The organism is Vibrio sp. 2033 (assembly GCF_033339735.1).
Genome location: NZ_JAWOVC010000016.1, coordinates 36,586 through 54,034 on the forward strand (window position 1 = coordinate 36,586; position 17,449 = coordinate 54,034).

At 44.4% G+C, this 17,449-nt stretch carries 15 protein-coding genes; 4 read left to right on the forward strand and 11 right to left on the reverse strand.

What is annotated here, in order from left to right; genetic code table 11:
* Positions 1–153: 153 nt before the first annotated feature.
* Entirely contained in the window at positions 154–2,043 is a 1,890-nt protein-coding gene (locus tag R7P74_RS18395; RefSeq protein WP_033905640.1) for a DUF294 nucleotidyltransferase-like domain-containing protein, read from the forward strand.
* Positions 2,044–2,051: 8 nt separating this feature from the next.
* Positions 2,052–2,771 (forward strand): 3'-5' exonuclease, encoded by a 720-nt coding sequence (locus R7P74_RS18400; protein ID WP_081107483.1) that lies wholly within the window; start codon positions 2,052–2,054, stop codon positions 2,769–2,771.
* A 70-nt stretch (positions 2,772–2,841) separates the two neighbouring features.
* On the opposite strand, the gene R7P74_RS18405 is transcribed toward R7P74_RS18400, so the two are convergent.
* The gene (locus R7P74_RS18405; RefSeq protein ID WP_005376880.1) at positions 2,842–4,725 is read right to left on the reverse strand and encodes a methyl-accepting chemotaxis protein; all 1,884 of its coding nucleotides are present in this window, start codon (positions 4,723–4,725) and stop codon (positions 2,842–2,844) included.
* 231 nt (positions 4,726–4,956) lie between these two features.
* Positions 4,957–6,528, reverse strand: a complete 1,572-nt coding sequence (locus R7P74_RS18410) for a BCCT family transporter (protein ID WP_005394723.1) — start codon at positions 6,526–6,528, stop codon at positions 4,957–4,959.
* A 387-nt stretch (positions 6,529–6,915) separates the two neighbouring features.
* On the opposite strand from R7P74_RS18410, the gene R7P74_RS18415 reads away from it, so the two are divergent.
* Positions 6,916–7,392 (forward strand): MarR family winged helix-turn-helix transcriptional regulator, encoded by a 477-nt coding sequence (locus tag R7P74_RS18415; protein ID WP_005376877.1) that lies wholly within the window; start codon positions 6,916–6,918, stop codon positions 7,390–7,392.
* A 40-nt stretch (positions 7,393–7,432) separates the two neighbouring features.
* Here R7P74_RS18415 and R7P74_RS18420 read toward each other — a convergent pair whose 3' ends face one another.
* The 6 genes from R7P74_RS18420 to R7P74_RS18445 form a co-directional block, all read right to left on the reverse strand.
* Positions 7,433–8,071 carry a response regulator gene (locus R7P74_RS18420; RefSeq protein WP_005376875.1) on the reverse strand — a complete coding sequence of 213 codons (639 nt, stop codon included), beginning with the start codon at positions 8,069–8,071 and terminating at the stop codon, positions 7,433–7,435.
* Positions 8,064–9,419 carry a cache domain-containing protein gene (locus R7P74_RS18425; protein WP_005376873.1) on the reverse strand — a complete coding sequence of 452 codons (1,356 nt, stop codon included), beginning with the start codon at positions 9,417–9,419 and terminating at the stop codon, positions 8,064–8,066. Before R7P74_RS18425 ends, R7P74_RS18420 begins: the two co-directional genes overlap by 8 nt.
* 151 nt (positions 9,420–9,570) lie before the next feature.
* Positions 9,571–10,857, reverse strand: a complete 1,287-nt coding sequence (locus R7P74_RS18430; protein ID WP_005376871.1) for a TRAP transporter large permease — start codon at positions 10,855–10,857, stop codon at positions 9,571–9,573.
* Between the two features lie 12 nt (positions 10,858–10,869).
* Positions 10,870–11,409 (reverse strand): TRAP transporter small permease subunit, encoded by a 540-nt coding sequence (locus R7P74_RS18435; RefSeq protein WP_005376869.1) that lies wholly within the window; start codon positions 11,407–11,409, stop codon positions 10,870–10,872.
* A 115-nt stretch (positions 11,410–11,524) separates the two neighbouring features.
* The gene (locus R7P74_RS18440) at positions 11,525–12,616 is read right to left on the reverse strand and encodes a TRAP transporter substrate-binding protein (RefSeq protein ID WP_017636112.1); all 1,092 of its coding nucleotides are present in this window, start codon (positions 12,614–12,616) and stop codon (positions 11,525–11,527) included.
* A gap of 414 nt (positions 12,617–13,030) precedes the next feature.
* Positions 13,031–13,435, reverse strand: a complete 405-nt coding sequence (locus R7P74_RS18445; protein WP_005376863.1) for a hypothetical protein — start codon at positions 13,433–13,435, stop codon at positions 13,031–13,033.
* Positions 13,436–13,708: 273 nt separating this feature from the next.
* Between R7P74_RS18445 and R7P74_RS18450 the strand changes: the two genes are divergently transcribed.
* Positions 13,709–14,374 (forward strand): DUF2982 domain-containing protein, encoded by a 666-nt coding sequence (locus R7P74_RS18450; protein ID WP_005376857.1) that lies wholly within the window; start codon positions 13,709–13,711, stop codon positions 14,372–14,374.
* An 18-nt stretch (positions 14,375–14,392) separates the two neighbouring features.
* Here R7P74_RS18450 and R7P74_RS18455 read toward each other — a convergent pair whose 3' ends face one another.
* The 3 genes from R7P74_RS18455 to R7P74_RS18465 all read right to left on the reverse strand — a co-directional run bounded on the left by R7P74_RS18455 (position 14,393) and on the right by R7P74_RS18465 (position 17,435).
* Positions 14,393–15,049, reverse strand: coding sequence for an MBL fold metallo-hydrolase (locus R7P74_RS18455; protein WP_115386146.1), 657 nt, complete (start codon positions 15,047–15,049; stop codon positions 14,393–14,395).
* Positions 15,050–15,178: 129 nt separating this feature from the next.
* Complete coding sequence (locus R7P74_RS18460; protein ID WP_031778936.1) at positions 15,179–15,727, reverse strand: DUF882 domain-containing protein; 549 nt, start codon at positions 15,725–15,727, stop codon at positions 15,179–15,181.
* 166 nt (positions 15,728–15,893) lie between these two features.
* The gene (locus R7P74_RS18465) at positions 15,894–17,435 is read right to left on the reverse strand and encodes a L,D-transpeptidase family protein (protein ID WP_064354124.1); all 1,542 of its coding nucleotides are present in this window, start codon (positions 17,433–17,435) and stop codon (positions 15,894–15,896) included.
* Positions 17,436–17,449: the final 14 nt, after the last annotated feature.

Below are 17,449 nucleotides of genomic sequence, written 5' to 3' on the forward strand. Positions count from 1 at the left end.
TGAGGTGACCATATAGTAGTAAAAATGAAGCTCCCTTATCGTGCGATATGTCAGAATCTTATGACTGAGCACGAAAATCGCGGTTCAGATAAGACTCTGTTTTAAAACTAAGTTAAGATTACTTTATTATTTGCGAACTAAAAGGCGCCTTCGATGGATGCAGAACTTCTCGAGATTTACAACTTTCTCGCCAAGTATCCCCCGTTCAATGAACTCCCTGAAGAAACACTAAACAAGGTGACAGAGAGTGTCGAAATCTCGTACTACCGAGAAGATACCCCCATCATCCATTTTGGAGACTATATCCAAGATTTATACGTGGTGCGAAGCGGTGTTGTTGAAGTTTATCGACGCAAAGGTGAGCTGTATAATCGCCTTGACGAAGGTGACCTATTTGGCCAGATGGGCATGCTCACCAATAACAAAGTCCGCTTTCCGGTAAAAGCCATTGAGGATACCCTGCTCTACTGTATTCCTGGTGACATTTTCCAAGAAATTTACGATAACTTTGATTCCTTTGCGGATTTTGTTGAAGTTGAAAATAGCGCTCGTTTACGCCAAGCCATTTCAGAAAACAAAGACGCCAATGACCTGACGACGTCGAAAGTGAAAACCTTGCTGACTGGCGATGCTCATACGATTGATCGTGGTCAGACAATCCAGCAAGCCGCGCAGCAAATGGCGAATGACAACGTATCGGCTTTACTTATCGTCGACCCAGATTTCGTTCGTGACGAAGACGATCCACAGTCCCCAGTACTTGGTATCATTACTGACCGTGATTTGTGTACCCGTGTGTTAGCTGAAGGTTTGTCCCCACAGGACGATGTGTCTAGTGTGATGACCACGGAGGTCATGTCTCTTGACCACAACGCTTACATCTATGAAGCAATGTTAACGATGCTGCGTTACAACGTACATCACCTACCAGTGGTAAAAAACCAATTACCAATCGGTATTATCGAAACAACCGACATTGTTCGTTATGAATCTCAGAATTCGTTGTTGCTGGTGAGTAGTATTTTCCAACAACAGACTATCGAAGATTTAGCCGTTGTTGCCGAAGAAGTGAAAAGCAGCTTCGTGCGTCTGGTCAATGAAGATGCCAACTCTCACATGGTGGGTAGCGCGATGTCGGTCATTGGCCGAAGCTTCAAACAGCGTCTGCTAGAAATGGCAGAAGAAGAGCTTGGCCCACCGCCAATTCCTTATTGTTTCCTTGCACTTGGCTCAATGGGGCGAGATGAGCAACTGTTGGTGACTGACCAAGATAACGCCATCATTCTAGATGAGACCTATCAAGAAGAGAAACATGGTAAATACTTCGAAGCCCTAGCAAAATACGTCAGCGATGGGTTAGATGCCTGCGGCTACAAATATTGCACAGGCGATATTATGGCAACCAACCCACTGTGGCGCATGACTCGTTCAGAGTGGGAAGAGTGTTTTGCTGACTGGATTGATAACCCGAACCCGAAAGCACTACTCAACGCCTCCATCTTTTTCGACTTGGATGGCGTCTATGGCCGCTTAAAATGGGCAGAACAGTTAACTAGCTTTATTGTTCGTCGCGCTCGAAAGAACAACCGCTTCTTAGCGTGTTTGGCTCGTAACGCACTAAACAGAACACCACCTCTGGGCTTCTTTAAAGACTTCGTGATGGAAAAAGATGGCAGACACAACAACTCCATCAACCTCAAACGTCGCGGTACTGCTCCTCTGGTCGACTTAATTCGCGTTCACTCTCTGGCGGTTGGTTCACGTGCACAGAACTCGTTTGAGCGTCTTGACGACATTATTGATGCTGGCATTTTGCCAAAAGGTCGAGCACAAGACTTAAAAGACGCGTTAGAATTTATTTCCATGGTACGTATTCGTCACCAAGCGACGGATGTGGAACTAGGCATTGAGCCTGATAACAATATCGAACCGGAAAACCTCTCTGAGTTTGAACGTCGCAACCTAAAGGATGCATTCCAGATCCTAAGCAATGGTCAAAATTTCCTTAAGTTCCGCTACCAAGCGAACAAGAGCTTTAAGTGAGGTTTAGCATGATTAAAAAGCTCTTTCAGAAGCCAACCATTCAGTGGCCAACGAAGTTTGAACAAAAGCTGGAGATGGCGAAGGATGAGAATTTAATTGCGTTTTATAGCAACAAGCCGCCTGCTCCAGAAACACCGTTATCTGAGGTGGAGTTCGTGGCGTTAGATTTCGAAACGACGGGTTTGAATCCTGAAAAACATGACATCATTACTATTGGTTTGGTGCCGTTTAACCTGAAGCGAATTTTCCTACGTAACTCGCGTCATTGGAAGGTACGTCCACAGCGTGCACTCGATGAAGATTCAGTCATTATACACGGTATTACTCACAGCGAATTGATCGATGCACCTGACTTAGGCGATATCTTAAGCGAGCTGCTACCATCCTTAAGCGGGAAAATCATTGTTGTTCATTACCGTCGTATCGAGAGAGAGTTTCTGGATAAAGCGCTCAAAAGCCGTTTAGGGGAAGGTATTGAGTTTCCTGTTTTAGATACGCTGCACCTCGAAGAAACGATTCAACAGAAACGTTCCGGCTCTCTCTGGGAGCGTTTAAAAGGGAAAAAACCAGAATCGGTTCGGCTAGCGCAATCTCGACGCCGTTATGGGCTGCCAGACTATACGCCTCACCATGCATTAACCGATGCAATTGCTACCGCAGAGCTACTGCAAGCGCAAATCGCCCATCATTACAGTGAAGAGCAACCCATCAGTGAGTTCTGGCTGTAGTATACTTCACGCTTAATAGCGATCAAAAAAGGAGCCAGATGGCTCCTTTTTTACTTAGGTTGAGACAAGATTACAGCTTAAAGCGTTGAATCTCTTGTTCAAGTTCGTGTGATAGCTCAGACAGGTGAGCAGCTTGTTCTGCTGCTTGATGAGCTTCGACTGACAACTCGTTAGACACGTCACGAATACCTTCAGTGTTACGAGTGATCTCAGTGGTTACCGATGCTTGCTCTTCCGCTGCTGAAGCAATCTGCGTTGCCATATCACTGATACGCTCAACAGCAGTGTGGATTTGCGTCAAGCTCGCTGCAGCCGCATTGGCATCATCAACACTGGTATCAGCTAGACGACGACTGTCACCCATAATACCGACCGCTTTGGCTGTTGTGCCTTGTAGCATCTCGATAGTTTCTTGAATCTCTTGCGTTGAAGCATGAGTACGTTGGCTCAATACGCGGACTTCATCTGCAACCACAGCAAAACCACGGCCTTGCTCACCTGCACGTGCCGCTTCGATCGCCGCGTTAAGTGCAAGTAGGTTCGTTTGCTCTGCAATGCCTTGAATCGTTGATAGAATCGTATTGATGCTATTTCCGTGTGCTTCTAGCTCTTGAATCACATCAGTAGCAACTTGAACTTCTTGCGCTAAGTTCTGAATAGAGCCTTGCGTTTGAGTTACTTGGCTTGAACCGTGTGAACAAGCTTGAACCGCTTCTTCTGAGTTACTTGCCGTGCTATCAGCATTACCTGCAATTTCTTGTGTCGCTGCTGCCATTTCGTTCACGGCCGTCGCCACCATGTTGATTTCATCTTGCTGGTAAGAGATACGCTGACTACGCTCCTCAGCTTGCTGTGCTGTCGTGCGTGCTTGCTCTGAAAGCGCAGAAGATACGTGGCTAAGCTTAGTAACCATTGTGTGCATGTTGCCAACAAAACGGTTGAAGTTTTCCGCCAGTTTACCTACTTCATCATCACTGCGTGGTTCTAGGCGTTGCGTTAAGTCACCTTCGCCAGATGCAATTTCTTCCAGTGCATTTGATACGCGGTTCAAGTCACGGAACAAGAAACCAACTAGCCAAGAAACTGCAAGAATAACCACAATCGTGATCGCCACAGCAGTAAACAATAGATCTCGTAGCAATACCGCATGACCTGCTTCTTCTGTTGCGCGATCCATTTCAATCGCAAACATCCAATGCGTACCAGGAACTTTATTGAAGTAGTAAAGCTTCTCTTTTCCTTTGATTACCGTATCTTCGATACGACCTTCATCGGCGGCGCGCTCAATTGCCTCTTCTGAAAAATCTTTTAGAACACTGGTGATAGGCTTAAGCGTCAAGCTTTTATCTGGATGCGCTAAGAAGGTGCCTTCATTCATGTCGATTAGCATCGCATGCGCGTTTTCACCTGCATCTAAGTTAATCACATCGCTGATAAGCTGATCGATCAGTACGTCCGCACCAACAACACCAACAAACTGACCATTTTTCATTACTGGCTCAGCAATGGTCACAAGTAGTGCATTCGTGATTGCGTCTTGATATGCGGCTGTGATGATTTGCTTACCCGCGGCATCAGCATCCTTGTACCAAGGACGTGTGCGAGGGTCATAATCAGCACGGTTACGCTCCGGATGAGAGCGGTACATATCACCGTTTGGTGTACCAAGGAAGATGTCATCGAAGCCACCAGCCTTGCGAGCTTGTTGTAGGAAAGGAACAACGTCTTGCTCGGTCGAGTAGTCGTTGAACGCAGTGGCAATATCTTTACGGATATTGACCCAATCAGAAATTCCCTCTGACGCAGTAGTACTAAGACTTTGCGCACGTGAATAGACACCTGAACGAGTCTGATCAAATAATTGACCAGCCGACAACCAAGTAAGTGCTGTTGCCATCACAACAACAGCAGAAAGGCTTGCGCCTATAAGCTTTTGTTTTAATGATAATTTCATATTTATAGTTTTTTGAGTTGGGAGAACAGTTAAGGTGCATGAATATTACACACTTTTTTACGACTATTCACTAATTTTTAAAAAACAAAATAGCACATTAACTCTTTGTAAAATATGAACTTTCATGTGTCATTTTTTTGTCTCGAGCGTCATAAAAACCGCACAAAAAAAGCCAGCAAATTGCTGGCCTTTTGATTAATTGTTAGTCAGACGGTTTTATAAAATGCCGAATTACTGACGCTCAGTTCGCATACCCATCAATAAGCTCACACACATTGCAAGCAGAATGAAGGTAAATGGCAGTGCTGTAGAAATGGCACCGGCCTGAAGAGCTTGAACCGCCTCGGAGCCACCAATCCATAGCAGAGCAACCGCAATTGCACCTTCCATGAATGCCCAGAAGACACGTTGAAGTACAGGTGCATCGACTTTACCACCTGCCGTGATACTGTCGATAACAAGTGAACCAGAGTCAGAAGACGTAATGAAGAACACAAGTACCAGCACAACAGCGATGATAGAAAGCATGCTACCAAATGGAAGAACATCAAACATTTGGAACATAGCAAGTGATACGTCAGTCAAGCCATTTGTGCCCAGCTCACCTACTTTATCAACAACTTGCTCGATCGCCAGGCCACCAAATACAGACATCCAAACAACGGTAACCGCAGTTGGAACCAGTAGAACTGCTGTGATGAACTCGCGAACGGTACGGCCACGAGAAACACGCGCGATGAACATGCCTACGAATGGCGACCATGAAATCCACCAAGCCCAGTAGAACACTGTCCAGCCTTGGAACCAAGCTTCGTCCGTACGACCAAACGGGTTACTTAGTGGGATGATATTCTCTACATATGCCATAAGTGTGGTTGGAATCGAACCTAAACTCGCCGCCCAACCGATAAGACCAACAAGAATCAGTAGCAAGAACGCCACAACCATGTTGATGTTACTAATGACTTTAACACCACCATCGATGCCGCGTACGACTGAAACAACAGCAAGTAAAGTCACCACGGTAATAACGACGATTTGTAGGCCCAGGCCTGGCTCAACACCAAATACGTGATGAATACCACTTGCTGCTTGCTGCGCACCTAGACCTAGGGATGTAGCAAGACCAAATAAAGTCGCAAGCACAGCCAGAATGTCCACAATGTGGCCAGCCCAACCCCATGCACGATCACCCAGAAGTGGGTAGAAGATCGAACGCATAGATAGCGGTAAACCTTTGTTGTAGGCAAAGAATGCTAAAGAAAGTGCTACAACACCGTAAATTGCCCATGGGTGAAGGCCCCAGTGGAACATCGTTGCACCCAGTGCCAATCTCGCGGCTTCTGGTGTATTTGCCTCAACACCAAGTGGCGTTTCATACCAACCGGTGAAGTAAGCGACAGGTTCTGCAACACTCCAGAACATTAAACCGATACCCATACCAGCTGCAAATAGCATTGCAAGCCATGACATAAACGAGTAATCGGCGACAGCGTCTTTACCACCTAGTCGAATCTTACCCATTGGTGAGACGATAAGCGCCAAACAGAAAATAACGAAAATGTTACCTGCAATAATGAACAACCAATCGAATGAACCAATAATTTTCCACTTCAGCCCATCAAGTGCCGTCTTTGCGGTATGTGCATCTAGAACTAATGCAGCGACAAGAAACAGCGCAATTAAACCTGCACTAATACCAAAAACTGGGTTATGAACATCAAAACCCCATTTTTGAACGTTGTCCTGACCTACCGTATAGTCGGTACTATCGATACTGTACTTATCTATACCCTTTGTCATCGTTCCTCTCTATTTTTGTAGTGTTTTTACGTACCAAACAAAAAAATCTTTCGAACACGATACGTTTTGCATTCCGTGAAGGCGCAAGATCCTATCATTTGACACGTTTTTGTCTATCTTTTTGCTATTAAAAAATCCAATAACTTACTTTTCACTGTGTGGTTACGGCCTTTGATAGAACAAATCACTACTACAATAGTTAGACCACAAACATTTATTGCTATAATAATTTTAGCTCTTCTTATTTTGTCGAAAAGGCGCGACAAAATGGTATTGAGGACACGGCGTAAAATTGTAGGGGTAATTTTTGATTTCCCCCCTTTAAATAAGGGCGCATTTAAGTTAGTGTCGCCTCGATAAATGTTCCCTACAGACTGGATGAATAAATTGGAAAAGTACGAAGAAGTATTGGTCTCGATTCGTCAGATCATCCGCGCTATTGATTTACATTCTAAAAAGCTGAGCAAAGAGTCTGGATTGACTGCTCCACAGTTGATTTTGATGCGCGCTATCAATGACTTAGATAACGTGACGATTAAACAGTTGTCTAGCCACACTAACATGAGCCAAGCGACCGCAACGACCATTCTAGATAGACTAGAACGAGGCCAGTTTGTTGAGCGTCAGCGCAGTGTTCAAGACAAGCGTAAAGTGCATGCTGTACTTACGAGCAAGGGCCAAGAAGCCTTAAAACAAGCACCAACGCCGCTGCAAGAGCACTTCATTAATCGATTCCAAAAATTGGAAGAATGGGAGCAATCCCTTCTACTATCTTCCGTTCAACGCATCTCGACGATGATGAATGCAGAGGACATCGATGTTGCTCCAATGCTAGAGCTTGGTAGCATTACCAAAGCCGATTAGTTTCGCTCCCACGTGCTCGCTTTTTGCGGGCACTACTCTCCTACTCAGTCAACCCAGTTTCAAACGCATATTTTGCTAACTCCGCCGTCGAATGTAAGTCCAACTTGTGCTTAATGTTATGGCGATGCGTCTCTACCGTTCGATAACTAATATTGAGTAAAGTGGCGATTTTCTTGCTGCTGTTTCCTTGAGCAACTAATTTAAGTACCGCTTCTTCCCTGCGGCTGAGAGGATTCGTTTTTTGCGTGGCAGGCACCACTTCTTGGGTAAAGAGTGTTTGTGTGACGGATTCACAGAAATACGTCGAGCCTTGGTTAACCGTTTTTATTGCTTGCACCATTTTCTCGGCCGAGATTTCCTTGAGCATATATCCTACGGCACCAGCTTGCATGACCTTCATGATGTACTCGCGATTATCGTGCATGGTCAACATAAGTATTTTGCTCTCTGGGCGAGCTTCTTTAATTACACCAGTCGCTTCAATACCGTTCATTATTGGCATGCTGATATCCATCAATATGACGTCCGGTTGCAAGTGCTTTGCGACCTCTATCGCTTCCAAGCCATTACTTGCTGTACCCACCACTTCGATGTCAGGCTCTAACTCCAAACGAGCCATGAAGCCATCCAATACCACTTGATGATCATCGACAATCACTACACTAATCGGTTTATCCATAAACTATTTCATCCAAATTAAGCAGCACAGTAATCTCTGTTCCCAAGCCAAGCTCACTCATTAGCTCAAATTCACCACCGATGAACTCTACACGCTCTTGCATGTTCCTTAACCCAATCCCTTGTTGGTGCACTGCATGGTTAACCACAAATCCAACCCCATCGTCACGTATGAGTAATTGCAGCATATTGCCCATTTTTTGCAAAGTAACCGTTACTTTTTTCGCTCGCGCATGTTTTTCAATGTTATTCAAAGACTCCTGAGCGACGCGATATAGCGTCGTTGCGACTTCCGAAGTCAGTTTGTGCTGCTGAGTATCGAAATTGCTCTCGATATCAATCCCGGAATGGGAATGAAAATCCTGTAGCAAGGTCGTCAATGCTGCTTCTAAACCGATATCATCGAGGGCGCTTGGACGGAGCTGATGAGAAATATGCCGCACCTCATTTATCGCGGTGACGAGCGATCGTTGTGATTTATCTAAGTGGGATTTGAGTTTTTCGTCTTCCAGTCTATGACTCATTAAGTCTAAATGACATTTACTGGAGACTAACAACTGATTGATTCCATCGTGCAGTTCTCGCGCTAAATGCTTTTTCTCATCTTCTTGGAACATCACGGTTTTATGTGCCAATTCTTTCAGGTTCTTATCAGCGAGGCGATGCTCGTGCAGATTGATCGCCAGAGTGAGAACAATGATTACAGCAACGGTCACCGCTAAGATCACGACGACTGAGAAAAATGTCGTTTCGATATTTTTGTTCACTGCCGCGCGCATATTGGCGACTTCTCGGCTGACATCCTCAATATACAGCCCAGTCCCTATCATCCACTCCCACTTATCGAGCCATGCAGCGTAACTAAGCTTAGGGACGACTTCACCCGTAGATGGCTTTTGCCACAGGTACTGATGAAATCCACCACCTGATTGCGCTTGATACAATAAAGCTTCGATTAAGCGATCGCCATTTTCGTCTTCAAGATAGAGTAAGTTTTCCCCGACAAGCTCCGGAAGAACTGGGTGTACAAGGTTGGTACCATATTTATCATAAGCAAAAAAATAGCCGTCCGACCCATAACTCAAACGATTTAAAATCGCTTTCACACGCGTTTTGGCAACACTCTCTTCTAAAGTCGGATCGTTGTAGATGTAAGAAATGGAGTCAAAAGCGACGTCGACCGTATCTTTCAGCGCCGCTTCTTTTGATTGGATCAGGTTTTGATGAAAGATCTCCACCTCCCTTTTGCCAAGGGTCTTGGTTTGATAGATAGAGATCCAGCTGATACTCGCTGACACCAATACCACGGGTATCAGTGTCAGCAGAATTAACTTTGCTTTGAGAGGCATCCCTTCCCTCCATGAAACGCTGCCTTTACAGCTTACTATCTTAGCAGTACAAACGAATCGATTGTGTCTGCATAGACATAATTAACAGCTTAACAACTTGTCTCAAAAGGTAAAAACTCTCAGTTCACAAAATCTCTTTCTTATCGAGTGATTAACTCATACCGTAAAAACCTGGGAAAAACAGCAAAGACGCCAACACAACAATCTGAATCGCGATGAATGGCATCACACCTTTGTAGATATCTCGCGTAGTAACCCCTGCTGGCGCGACACCTTTTAGATAGAACAAACTAAAGCCAAATGGCGGTGTGAGGAACGACGTCTGCAAGTTCATCGCAATAAGAATCGCAAACCACGTCATATTAATGCCCATCAATTCAGCGACTGGCGCAATAATTGGCACGATGATAAAACAGATTTCAACGAAGTCGATAAAGAAACCTAAAATCAGAATCACCACCATGGTAATAATAAGGAATCCCCACTTTTCACCCGGCAGTTCTAACATCCACTCTTCAACTAAATAATCACCACCAGTGTAGGTAAATGCCATTGAGAAGGCGGTCGCACCAAGTAAGATCGCAAAGACCATTGCGGTTACTTTAACTGTCTCTTTTGATGCATCATAAATCATCGACCAACTAAACTGCTTATACAATAGCGATAAAATAATCGCACCTGCACCACCCAGTGCCGCTGACTCTGTTGGTGTTGCAATCCCTGCAAAGATGGAGCCCAATACCACGATGATCAATGCTAAAGGTGGCAATACAGCTTTCAGTGCGGTGAGCACTTCTTGTTTACGACTGATCGACTCATCGCGCTCTATCGCCTGTGCGGCTTGAGGGTTCAACTTCGCGTAGATGAGAATGTAGATCACATAGGCGCCAACAAGTGTAATACCGGGCCAGATCGCAGCTTGAAATAGGTCCCCTACCGGTACGCCAAGTACATCACCCAACAAGATCAACACGATAGACGGTGGGATAATTTGGCCCAACGTGCCAGACGCACAAATAGTCCCACACGCTAAACCTTTGTCGTAATTGTACTTGAGCATCACAGGAAGAGATATTAAGCCCATCGCAACAACTGATGCGCCTACCACACCCGTTGAAGCTGCAAGCAATGCGCCAACTAACACGGTAGAAATAGCGATACCACCGCGAACGCCACCGAACAAACGCCCCATTGATTCTAGTAGCTGTTCAGCAAGCTTCGTTTTCTGTAGCACTAGCCCCATAAAAACGAACAGCGGTACGGCCATTAGCACCGTATTTTCCATAATGGACTGAATTCGATATGGCATAAAAGCAAACATCTCGATGCCTTCAGCCCAAACACCAAAAATCAGCGCGATACCACCAAAAGTAAAGGCAACGGGAAATCCCAATAGAAGCGCAAAGAGCGCAACAAAAAACATCACTATACCGATCATAATGACTTCCTTTTACGACTTACCGTTATTACCGGCATAGATGAGATGAGGGTTGACAATTTTGTTGATTGAATGAAGTAACAATCCAATACCACTCACCGCCATAAAGAAAAATGACAGCGGAATCATCGCTTTGATAATCCAACGATATGGTAAGCCACCTGGGTCACCAGACGTCTCGCCTAACGCGTAACTCTCCTTGGCGAAATCAATACCAAACCAAGCTACCAGTAGGCAAAAAGGGAATAAGAAAAATAGTGTGCCTATGATGTCGATGATGGATTGTGCTTTGTAAGATAAGCGTTCATAAAAAATGTCGACTCGGACATGGCCACCGGACTTAATTGCGTAAGGCACACCAAGCAAGAACACGGCAGAGAATAGATGCCATTCCATTTCTTGGAATGCGATAGACACATCATTAAACACGTAACGCATGACAACGTCGTACACAACGTTTGCTAACAACAAAATAAACAGGATGCTGGATAACCATCCGAGAAAATCGCTAAAGCGGTTAAATAATCGCTCAATATAAATAAGACTTCTCATTCCGAACTCCGTGGAACGTTTAGATGCGCTCCGCTATGGTGCGGAGCATTCATTATGAAGTTTTCTTGGGCTTCGATAGCAGGCTAAACCTCTTGGCATCGCCTGCTTCATAACGTTATTGTTGAGCTTGACTGTTTAAGTACGCTCGGTGCGAAATATCTGACCATGGTCGAACTTGATTCATATAGTTCGCTTGCGACTCTTGAATCTCTTTCGCCAAAGCATCTTTTTCTGCATGTTCTTTCAACAAACGATCGTTTGCTTCTCGCAACGCAGCTACGACTTCAGGTGGGAAATCTTTTACTTCAACATTTGGGTATTCAGACTTAATAGATGCCCAGTTTTTGCCGCTTTCGTGTTTCGATTGCGTGTACATATCGTAAGCGGCCGTTTTCATGGCTACTTGCAAAATCGCTTTTAGATCATCAGGTAGACGATTCCAGGTACGCTTGTTAACGAGGAACTGAAGCTCAGTCGCTGGCTCATGCCAACCTGTGTAGTAGTAAGGCGCGATTTTGTGGAAGCCCATACGTAGATCCAGCGATGGACCAACCCATTCCAAGGCATCAATTGTGCGACGCTCTAGAGAAGTATATAGCTCACCAGGGGCGATATTCGTTGGCTTGGCACCTAACTCAGCCAAAATCTCACCAGCAAACCCTGGGATACGCATTTTCAAACCCTGTAAGTCCTCGACGGACTTGATCTCTTTTTGGAACCACCCGCCCATCTGAGTATCGGTATTACCGCCAGGGAAAGACATCAAGTTATGTGGAGAGTACACTTTTTCCATCAGCTCCATACCACCGCCGTAGTAAAACCATGCATACTGCTCAGTTGGCAGCATACCGAAGGGCATAGAAGTGAAGTAAAGTGTGTTTGGAACCTTACCCTTCCAGTAATAAGACGCTGAGTGACCCATGTCATACTGCCCCGACTTAACCATATCAAACACCCCAAAAGGCGCTTTATGCTTGTTTGCGGAATCAATGCGGATTTGCAAACGTCCGTTGGACATCTCTTCCGCCATTTTGGCCATGTTTTTTGTGGTATCACCAAAAATTGGGAAATTAGGCCCCCAAGTTTCAGCAAGCTTTAAACGATAGACTTTTTCAGCAGCGTTTACAGAAGTCGCTGCGAGTGCCATCGCGGCAGCGACAGCGGTTGTTTTGAGCACTCGTTTTAAAGATTTTTGGATTAGACTCATCGTTCACGTCCTTTATCACCAAGGTTATTGTTGTCATCCATTTCATTAGGATTGGCTGTATTCGGTATAAAAGATGTAACAATGTTGTCTAATGCGAAATGGGCATGAACACGGAAGCGAGTAATTCATCAATAAGGCATTAGCCTAAGGTATTACGTACAAGTACGTAGGATAATCGTCATGACAAAAGACTGTTAATAGCAAAATCAATAAATTATATTTTTATCTATGAATAAAAATAAAAGACAATACGTACGTATTTTTCTGCCAAAAAATTTACATAGTATTTAAGAAAATGTGACAAACCACTTATTGGTAGTGTTAAAGTCAGTACTTAATGCATTATTTCCAATACCAAGATAAAAAAATACCTCGGCATCGGCCGAGGTATTCAATCTAGAACGGTAGCGGTAATTAAACTGCTTTGTAGATAACTTTGTTACCTGCTAACTGCTCTTTTTGAACTAGGTTTTCTTCAAGAAGCTTCTTTAGTGCGCCAGTAGCCCATGATGCCGCTTTAGTATCTTCTTGACCTGCAGCTAGACCGATGCCTTTAGGGTTAATACCTTCAGCATTCGCCATAACGATGTCTAATACTTGTTGTTGCTTAGGAGTAAGGGCAACATCAACTGTTTTCACTGCAGCTACTTTTTTATCAGCTACTACTTTCTCCGCAACAGCTTTTTCAGCAACAGAAGGTGCTACTGCTTTTTCCGCAACAGGCTTCACTGCTTTAGGTGCTGCAGCTAAGTTTGCTACTGTCGCTTTAATGCGTTTTTGCAGTTTCATCTGCACTTTACGCTTATGAGCAAGTCTCATTGAATATTTCTCCAGTTCACTGCATCTCAGCAGGGATGAAAATTTGAAGCGCGTTTTATACCAAAATTCACAAGCAATTTGTAGGTTTTAGCGGCGAAACGCGATGAAAAATGCGCTCAAAGCATAGAACGTCTACTATTTAATCAGATATTTTATGAACGGATTTATTGAATACTGGGTATAAAAACAGAGGTTTGTTTTATTTTGAATGCAAATCAATGCACATAAAGCTACCCACTTATTTTTGGACAAGTATTCGATGAGGTTATAAGCATGGAAACGCTGCACCTAACAAATTCACATTTCAAACCCGACTCCCCTATCAACAGAATACTTTTGTTGCTCGTTGCACTCATCACTTTGTTTTTGGTTGCCATTTCTCCGGGATGGAAGCAAGCCATGTTGTCGGTCATTTTGATGTCTGCAATCGTTGGTTTCGCCATCTTGATGATTAAGAAAAGCCAAGTCACTTTTACGCTGACAGCTTCTCACTTTCAGCAACACCTTTTTAAAGGAGGTTGGGTCGTCAGGTGGCGAAATATTGAGTCAATCGGTATTTGTAGCTACCAACAGGAAGGGTGGCACCAACCGCTACCTTGGATCGGTATTCGTCTAAAACACTACTCACCCTACTTAAATTCAATCTGCCCTCGTATAGCGACTGAAATTCTCCTCAGTCAGCGAGCACTGCTTTACTTAGGCGCGAAACAAAATCAGTGTGAAGATAAGTTTGAGGATATGGTGCTTGACCCTAAACCGTATATAAACAGAGATGGGATTGAGTACAAAGGTTTGTTAGCGATGCTCGCCAACCGGATGAAGTATCAGAGAGGCTTTTATGGCTACGATCTATTTATATCAGCAAGTGATCTAGATCGTGAGGCTGAGGATTTTGTGGGACTGACTCGGCGATACTTAGCTGCCGCCGAGCCAGAATAATGCTTAGTACACGCACTTTTAGTAAAGCGGCATCTCGTCAGCAACGAACGGGTTAGTTTTACGCTCATGACCGAAAGTCGATTGAGGGCCGTGACCAGGGACAAACGTGACATCACTGCCTAAAGGCCACAATTTCTCTTTGATAGAACTAATCAACGTATTGAAATCACCTTGTGGGAAGTCAGTTCGACCAATGCTACCGTTAAACAAAACGTCACCCACAAACGCTAAACGCGCTTCTTCACTGTAAAGCACAACGTGACCAGGTGTATGACCAGGTGTGTGGAATACATTCAGCACTTGATTACCGAAAGTGACAGTGTCACCCTCATTTAGCCATTGGTGCGGTTCAAACGCTTCTGTCAGCGGGAAACCAAACATTTGGCTCTGACCTTCCAAACCTTGCAACCAGAAGTTATCTGCCTTGTGAGGGCCAACAATCTCTGTACCGCCAAGCAGTGCAGACAGCGGCTCCGTGCCACCTACGTGGTCCAAGTGACCGTGTGTTAGCACTAGGTTTACCACGTCAACACCTAGCTCTTTGATAAGCATAGCGAGCTGCTTTTCATCGCCGCCTGGGTCAACCACAATACCTTTCATGGTTTCGTCACACCAGACAATAGAACAGTTTTGAGAGAAAGATGTTACTGGAACAACTTGGTATTTCAGAGCCATAGATAACCTATACCGAATAAATTTGCGTGAAAACTGCCGCAACTATGACACTAAGGCCTAGCGACTTCAAGCTTTGAACTGTGGGTAATCGACGACGTTCTGAGACTAGAAACCTTGTCTCAACTAGCACTACCAGGAACGAACAGCTCCCGTATCGATATGAACAAAGTTACTACCTGGATAATAACCCACGCCACCGGCTTTTAGGCTTAATGCAGCATCACGAACCGTTGAAAGCTTCACGCCGTCTAAACGAAAATCAATGGCCTTCCCTTCCATGTGCATGCTCTTTTTCGCTACACGAGAAGACCCGTTGCGCAGCGAGGCGTTAGTGGCAGGAGAACGGTAACCTGAAATGACGATCACCTCTGCTTCTGTACCAATTAACTTTTGAATTTGACTTATTTGATCGAACAAGCGTCTATCCATGGGATGAACCTCATTTCGTCGATGGTCTCGACAAAACTCATTCAGCCTTTGAAGTTCATCATTAATGTATCGTTTTCCATCGAAATAGCATGTTTCGAGGATCTCTCCAGTATTAAGATTGTTCATCGCCAGCGCACGTGGCTCGTCAGGGAGTGAAGCCCAAGAAAATGATGGCAGGGCAGACGCCAACACCACACCACCAGCGGTCATTTTAAGGAAATCTCGGCGAGAAAAGTTACGACTTACCATTTCAAAATACAGTGCTCAACAACTAGACAAGTCGTGGACATTAACCAAACACATTTGTCACGTCAAATGCATAAAACGCTCCATCTTGATTTTCAGATGCAGTAATTATTGCTTAATTATTGAACGAAAAGAGAATTCTTCGTTTTGTAAATTTTCCTTAAAAATTTCAACTGCGGTGATCGTACTTATAGATATCATCACGGTAGTAAAGCGTTCCCTCTTCCAACCATGCTGTTTGATAAATGATGTGTACTTGAATGCGCTCTCCCAAAGGAACTGACGTGTTAGACCGACGAGAACTTTCTCGCTTTTTCGCTAAACGTTCTTCCAACCCCTGAGTTTTGAACAGAAGTTCTGCTAACTGGTCTGCATGTTCTACACGAACACATCCTGAGCTGAATGCGCGTCTGTCCTGTTCAAACAAGTTCTTACTTGGCGTGTCATGCAAATAAATAGCTTGTGGGTTAGGCATATTGAACTTGTACAATCCCAGTGCATTTTGTAAGCCCGACGCCTGTCGCATACGATAAGGAAATGTTCTCGGATTCACCGTTGCCCAATTGATGGTTGTAGGGTCAATAATTTCGTTCGAAGTCCAAGACCGAATGATTTGAATGTTATGGTTAATCAAATACATCGGATTACGTTTTACTTTAGGAATAATGTCTTTAACCATGATAGTCCAAGGCACGTTCCAAGTTGGGTTGAGAATAACTGAATCCAGTGCTACCGACATGATGGGCGTTTTTCTTGATGCTCTCCCTACCACGACTTTAGACTCAAACAAGGGTTGACCGTCATGCCAATACGTGACTTCGTATCCAGGCACGTTAACAAAGACAACATTATCCCTTTCTTTCGACCAAATTCTTGAACGCTCAGAATTCAACGCCAACAGATGCAATCGCTCTTGAGGAGAAAAGTTGATCCATCGAATGGTATTCGGGCCGATAACGCCATCTTCTTTCAAACCATGAATACGCTGGAACTCTTTTATCGCAAGCTCTAATTGTTCGTCATATTCTTCAGTGACTAAATCCAAGTAAGAAACATCTACGCCTACGATCTCCATTCGCTCAATCAATAGGGGTCTGTTTTCTAATATATCGCCAACACGTGCTAGCCCAGTTTGTTGATAGGCAGGATATTGGTACTGAGAATGTTCCGATAGCGAAGAATAGGCGGAGTAGAAAGCATCATCTGTTTGTAATGGAGACCGGAGACTTGCCAAAAACTGACCAAGTTTGCCAACCGTAATCTCATTACTCAAAATCGATAAAGTATCGATGCTAGGAGCGGGTAACGTAACATGGGCTTTGTCTGTAAATAGCCAATTAATCCCTTCTTCGGGGAGTTGCTCAAGATAACTAAGGTACATCAAGAGTGAGTCTGTCATCACTAAATCGAAGTCGAGATTATCTCCCTGCCACCTTACTTGGTTTATCCGGTGAAGTTGATTTTCGAATTCGTCGGTGACATCCGCAAGAGCAACCAGGTTTACTTGAAAAAGAAACTGCTCAATATCACTTTCATTTTCCCAGTTCAAACGGTAATTGGTGCTTTGATACAGTTGATCAATCACCTCTGGATAATGGATCATTTTTTCTACAGACAGCTTTTGTACCGCTCCCTCTTGCTCGACTTGCGCTGAAGCTTCGAGAGAAACGACGGTGGAAAAGCTGCAAAACGGCACCAGAAGTGCCGTCATGATTAAAACCCTAG

Coding starts and splice junctions, on each gene's coding strand:
- R7P74_RS18430 (WP_005376871.1), bottom strand. CDS start 10,857: ATGATCGGTATAGTGATGTTTTTTGTTGCGCTCTTTGCGCTTCTATTG.
- R7P74_RS18425 (WP_005376873.1), bottom strand. CDS start 9,419: ATGCCTCTCAAAGCAAAGTTAATTCTGCTGACACTGATACCCGTGGTA.
- R7P74_RS18405 (WP_005376880.1), bottom strand. CDS start 4,725: ATGAAATTATCATTAAAACAAAAGCTTATAGGCGCAAGCCTTTCTGCT.
- R7P74_RS18450 (WP_005376857.1), top strand. CDS start 13,709: ATGGAAACGCTGCACCTAACAAATTCACATTTCAAACCCGACTCCCCT.
- R7P74_RS18400 (WP_081107483.1), top strand. CDS start 2,052: ATGATTAAAAAGCTCTTTCAGAAGCCAACCATTCAGTGGCCAACGAAG.
- R7P74_RS18460 (WP_031778936.1), bottom strand. CDS start 15,727: ATGGTAAGTCGTAACTTTTCTCGCCGAGATTTCCTTAAAATGACCGCT.
- R7P74_RS18435 (WP_005376869.1), bottom strand. CDS start 11,409: ATGAGAAGTCTTATTTATATTGAGCGATTATTTAACCGCTTTAGCGAT.
- R7P74_RS18395 (WP_033905640.1), top strand. CDS start 154: ATGGATGCAGAACTTCTCGAGATTTACAACTTTCTCGCCAAGTATCCC.
- R7P74_RS18440 (WP_017636112.1), bottom strand. CDS start 12,616: ATGAGTCTAATCCAAAAATCTTTAAAACGAGTGCTCAAAACAACCGCT.
- R7P74_RS18455 (WP_115386146.1), bottom strand. CDS start 15,049: ATGGCTCTGAAATACCAAGTTGTTCCAGTAACATCTTTCTCTCAAAAC.
- R7P74_RS18465 (WP_064354124.1), bottom strand. CDS start 17,435: ATGACGGCACTTCTGGTGCCGTTTTGCAGCTTTTCCACCGTCGTTTCT.
- R7P74_RS18445 (WP_005376863.1), bottom strand. CDS start 13,435: ATGAGACTTGCTCATAAGCGTAAAGTGCAGATGAAACTGCAAAAACGC.
- R7P74_RS18420 (WP_005376875.1), bottom strand. CDS start 8,071: ATGGATAAACCGATTAGTGTAGTGATTGTCGATGATCATCAAGTGGTA.
- R7P74_RS18410 (WP_005394723.1), bottom strand. CDS start 6,528: ATGACAAAGGGTATAGATAAGTACAGTATCGATAGTACCGACTATACG.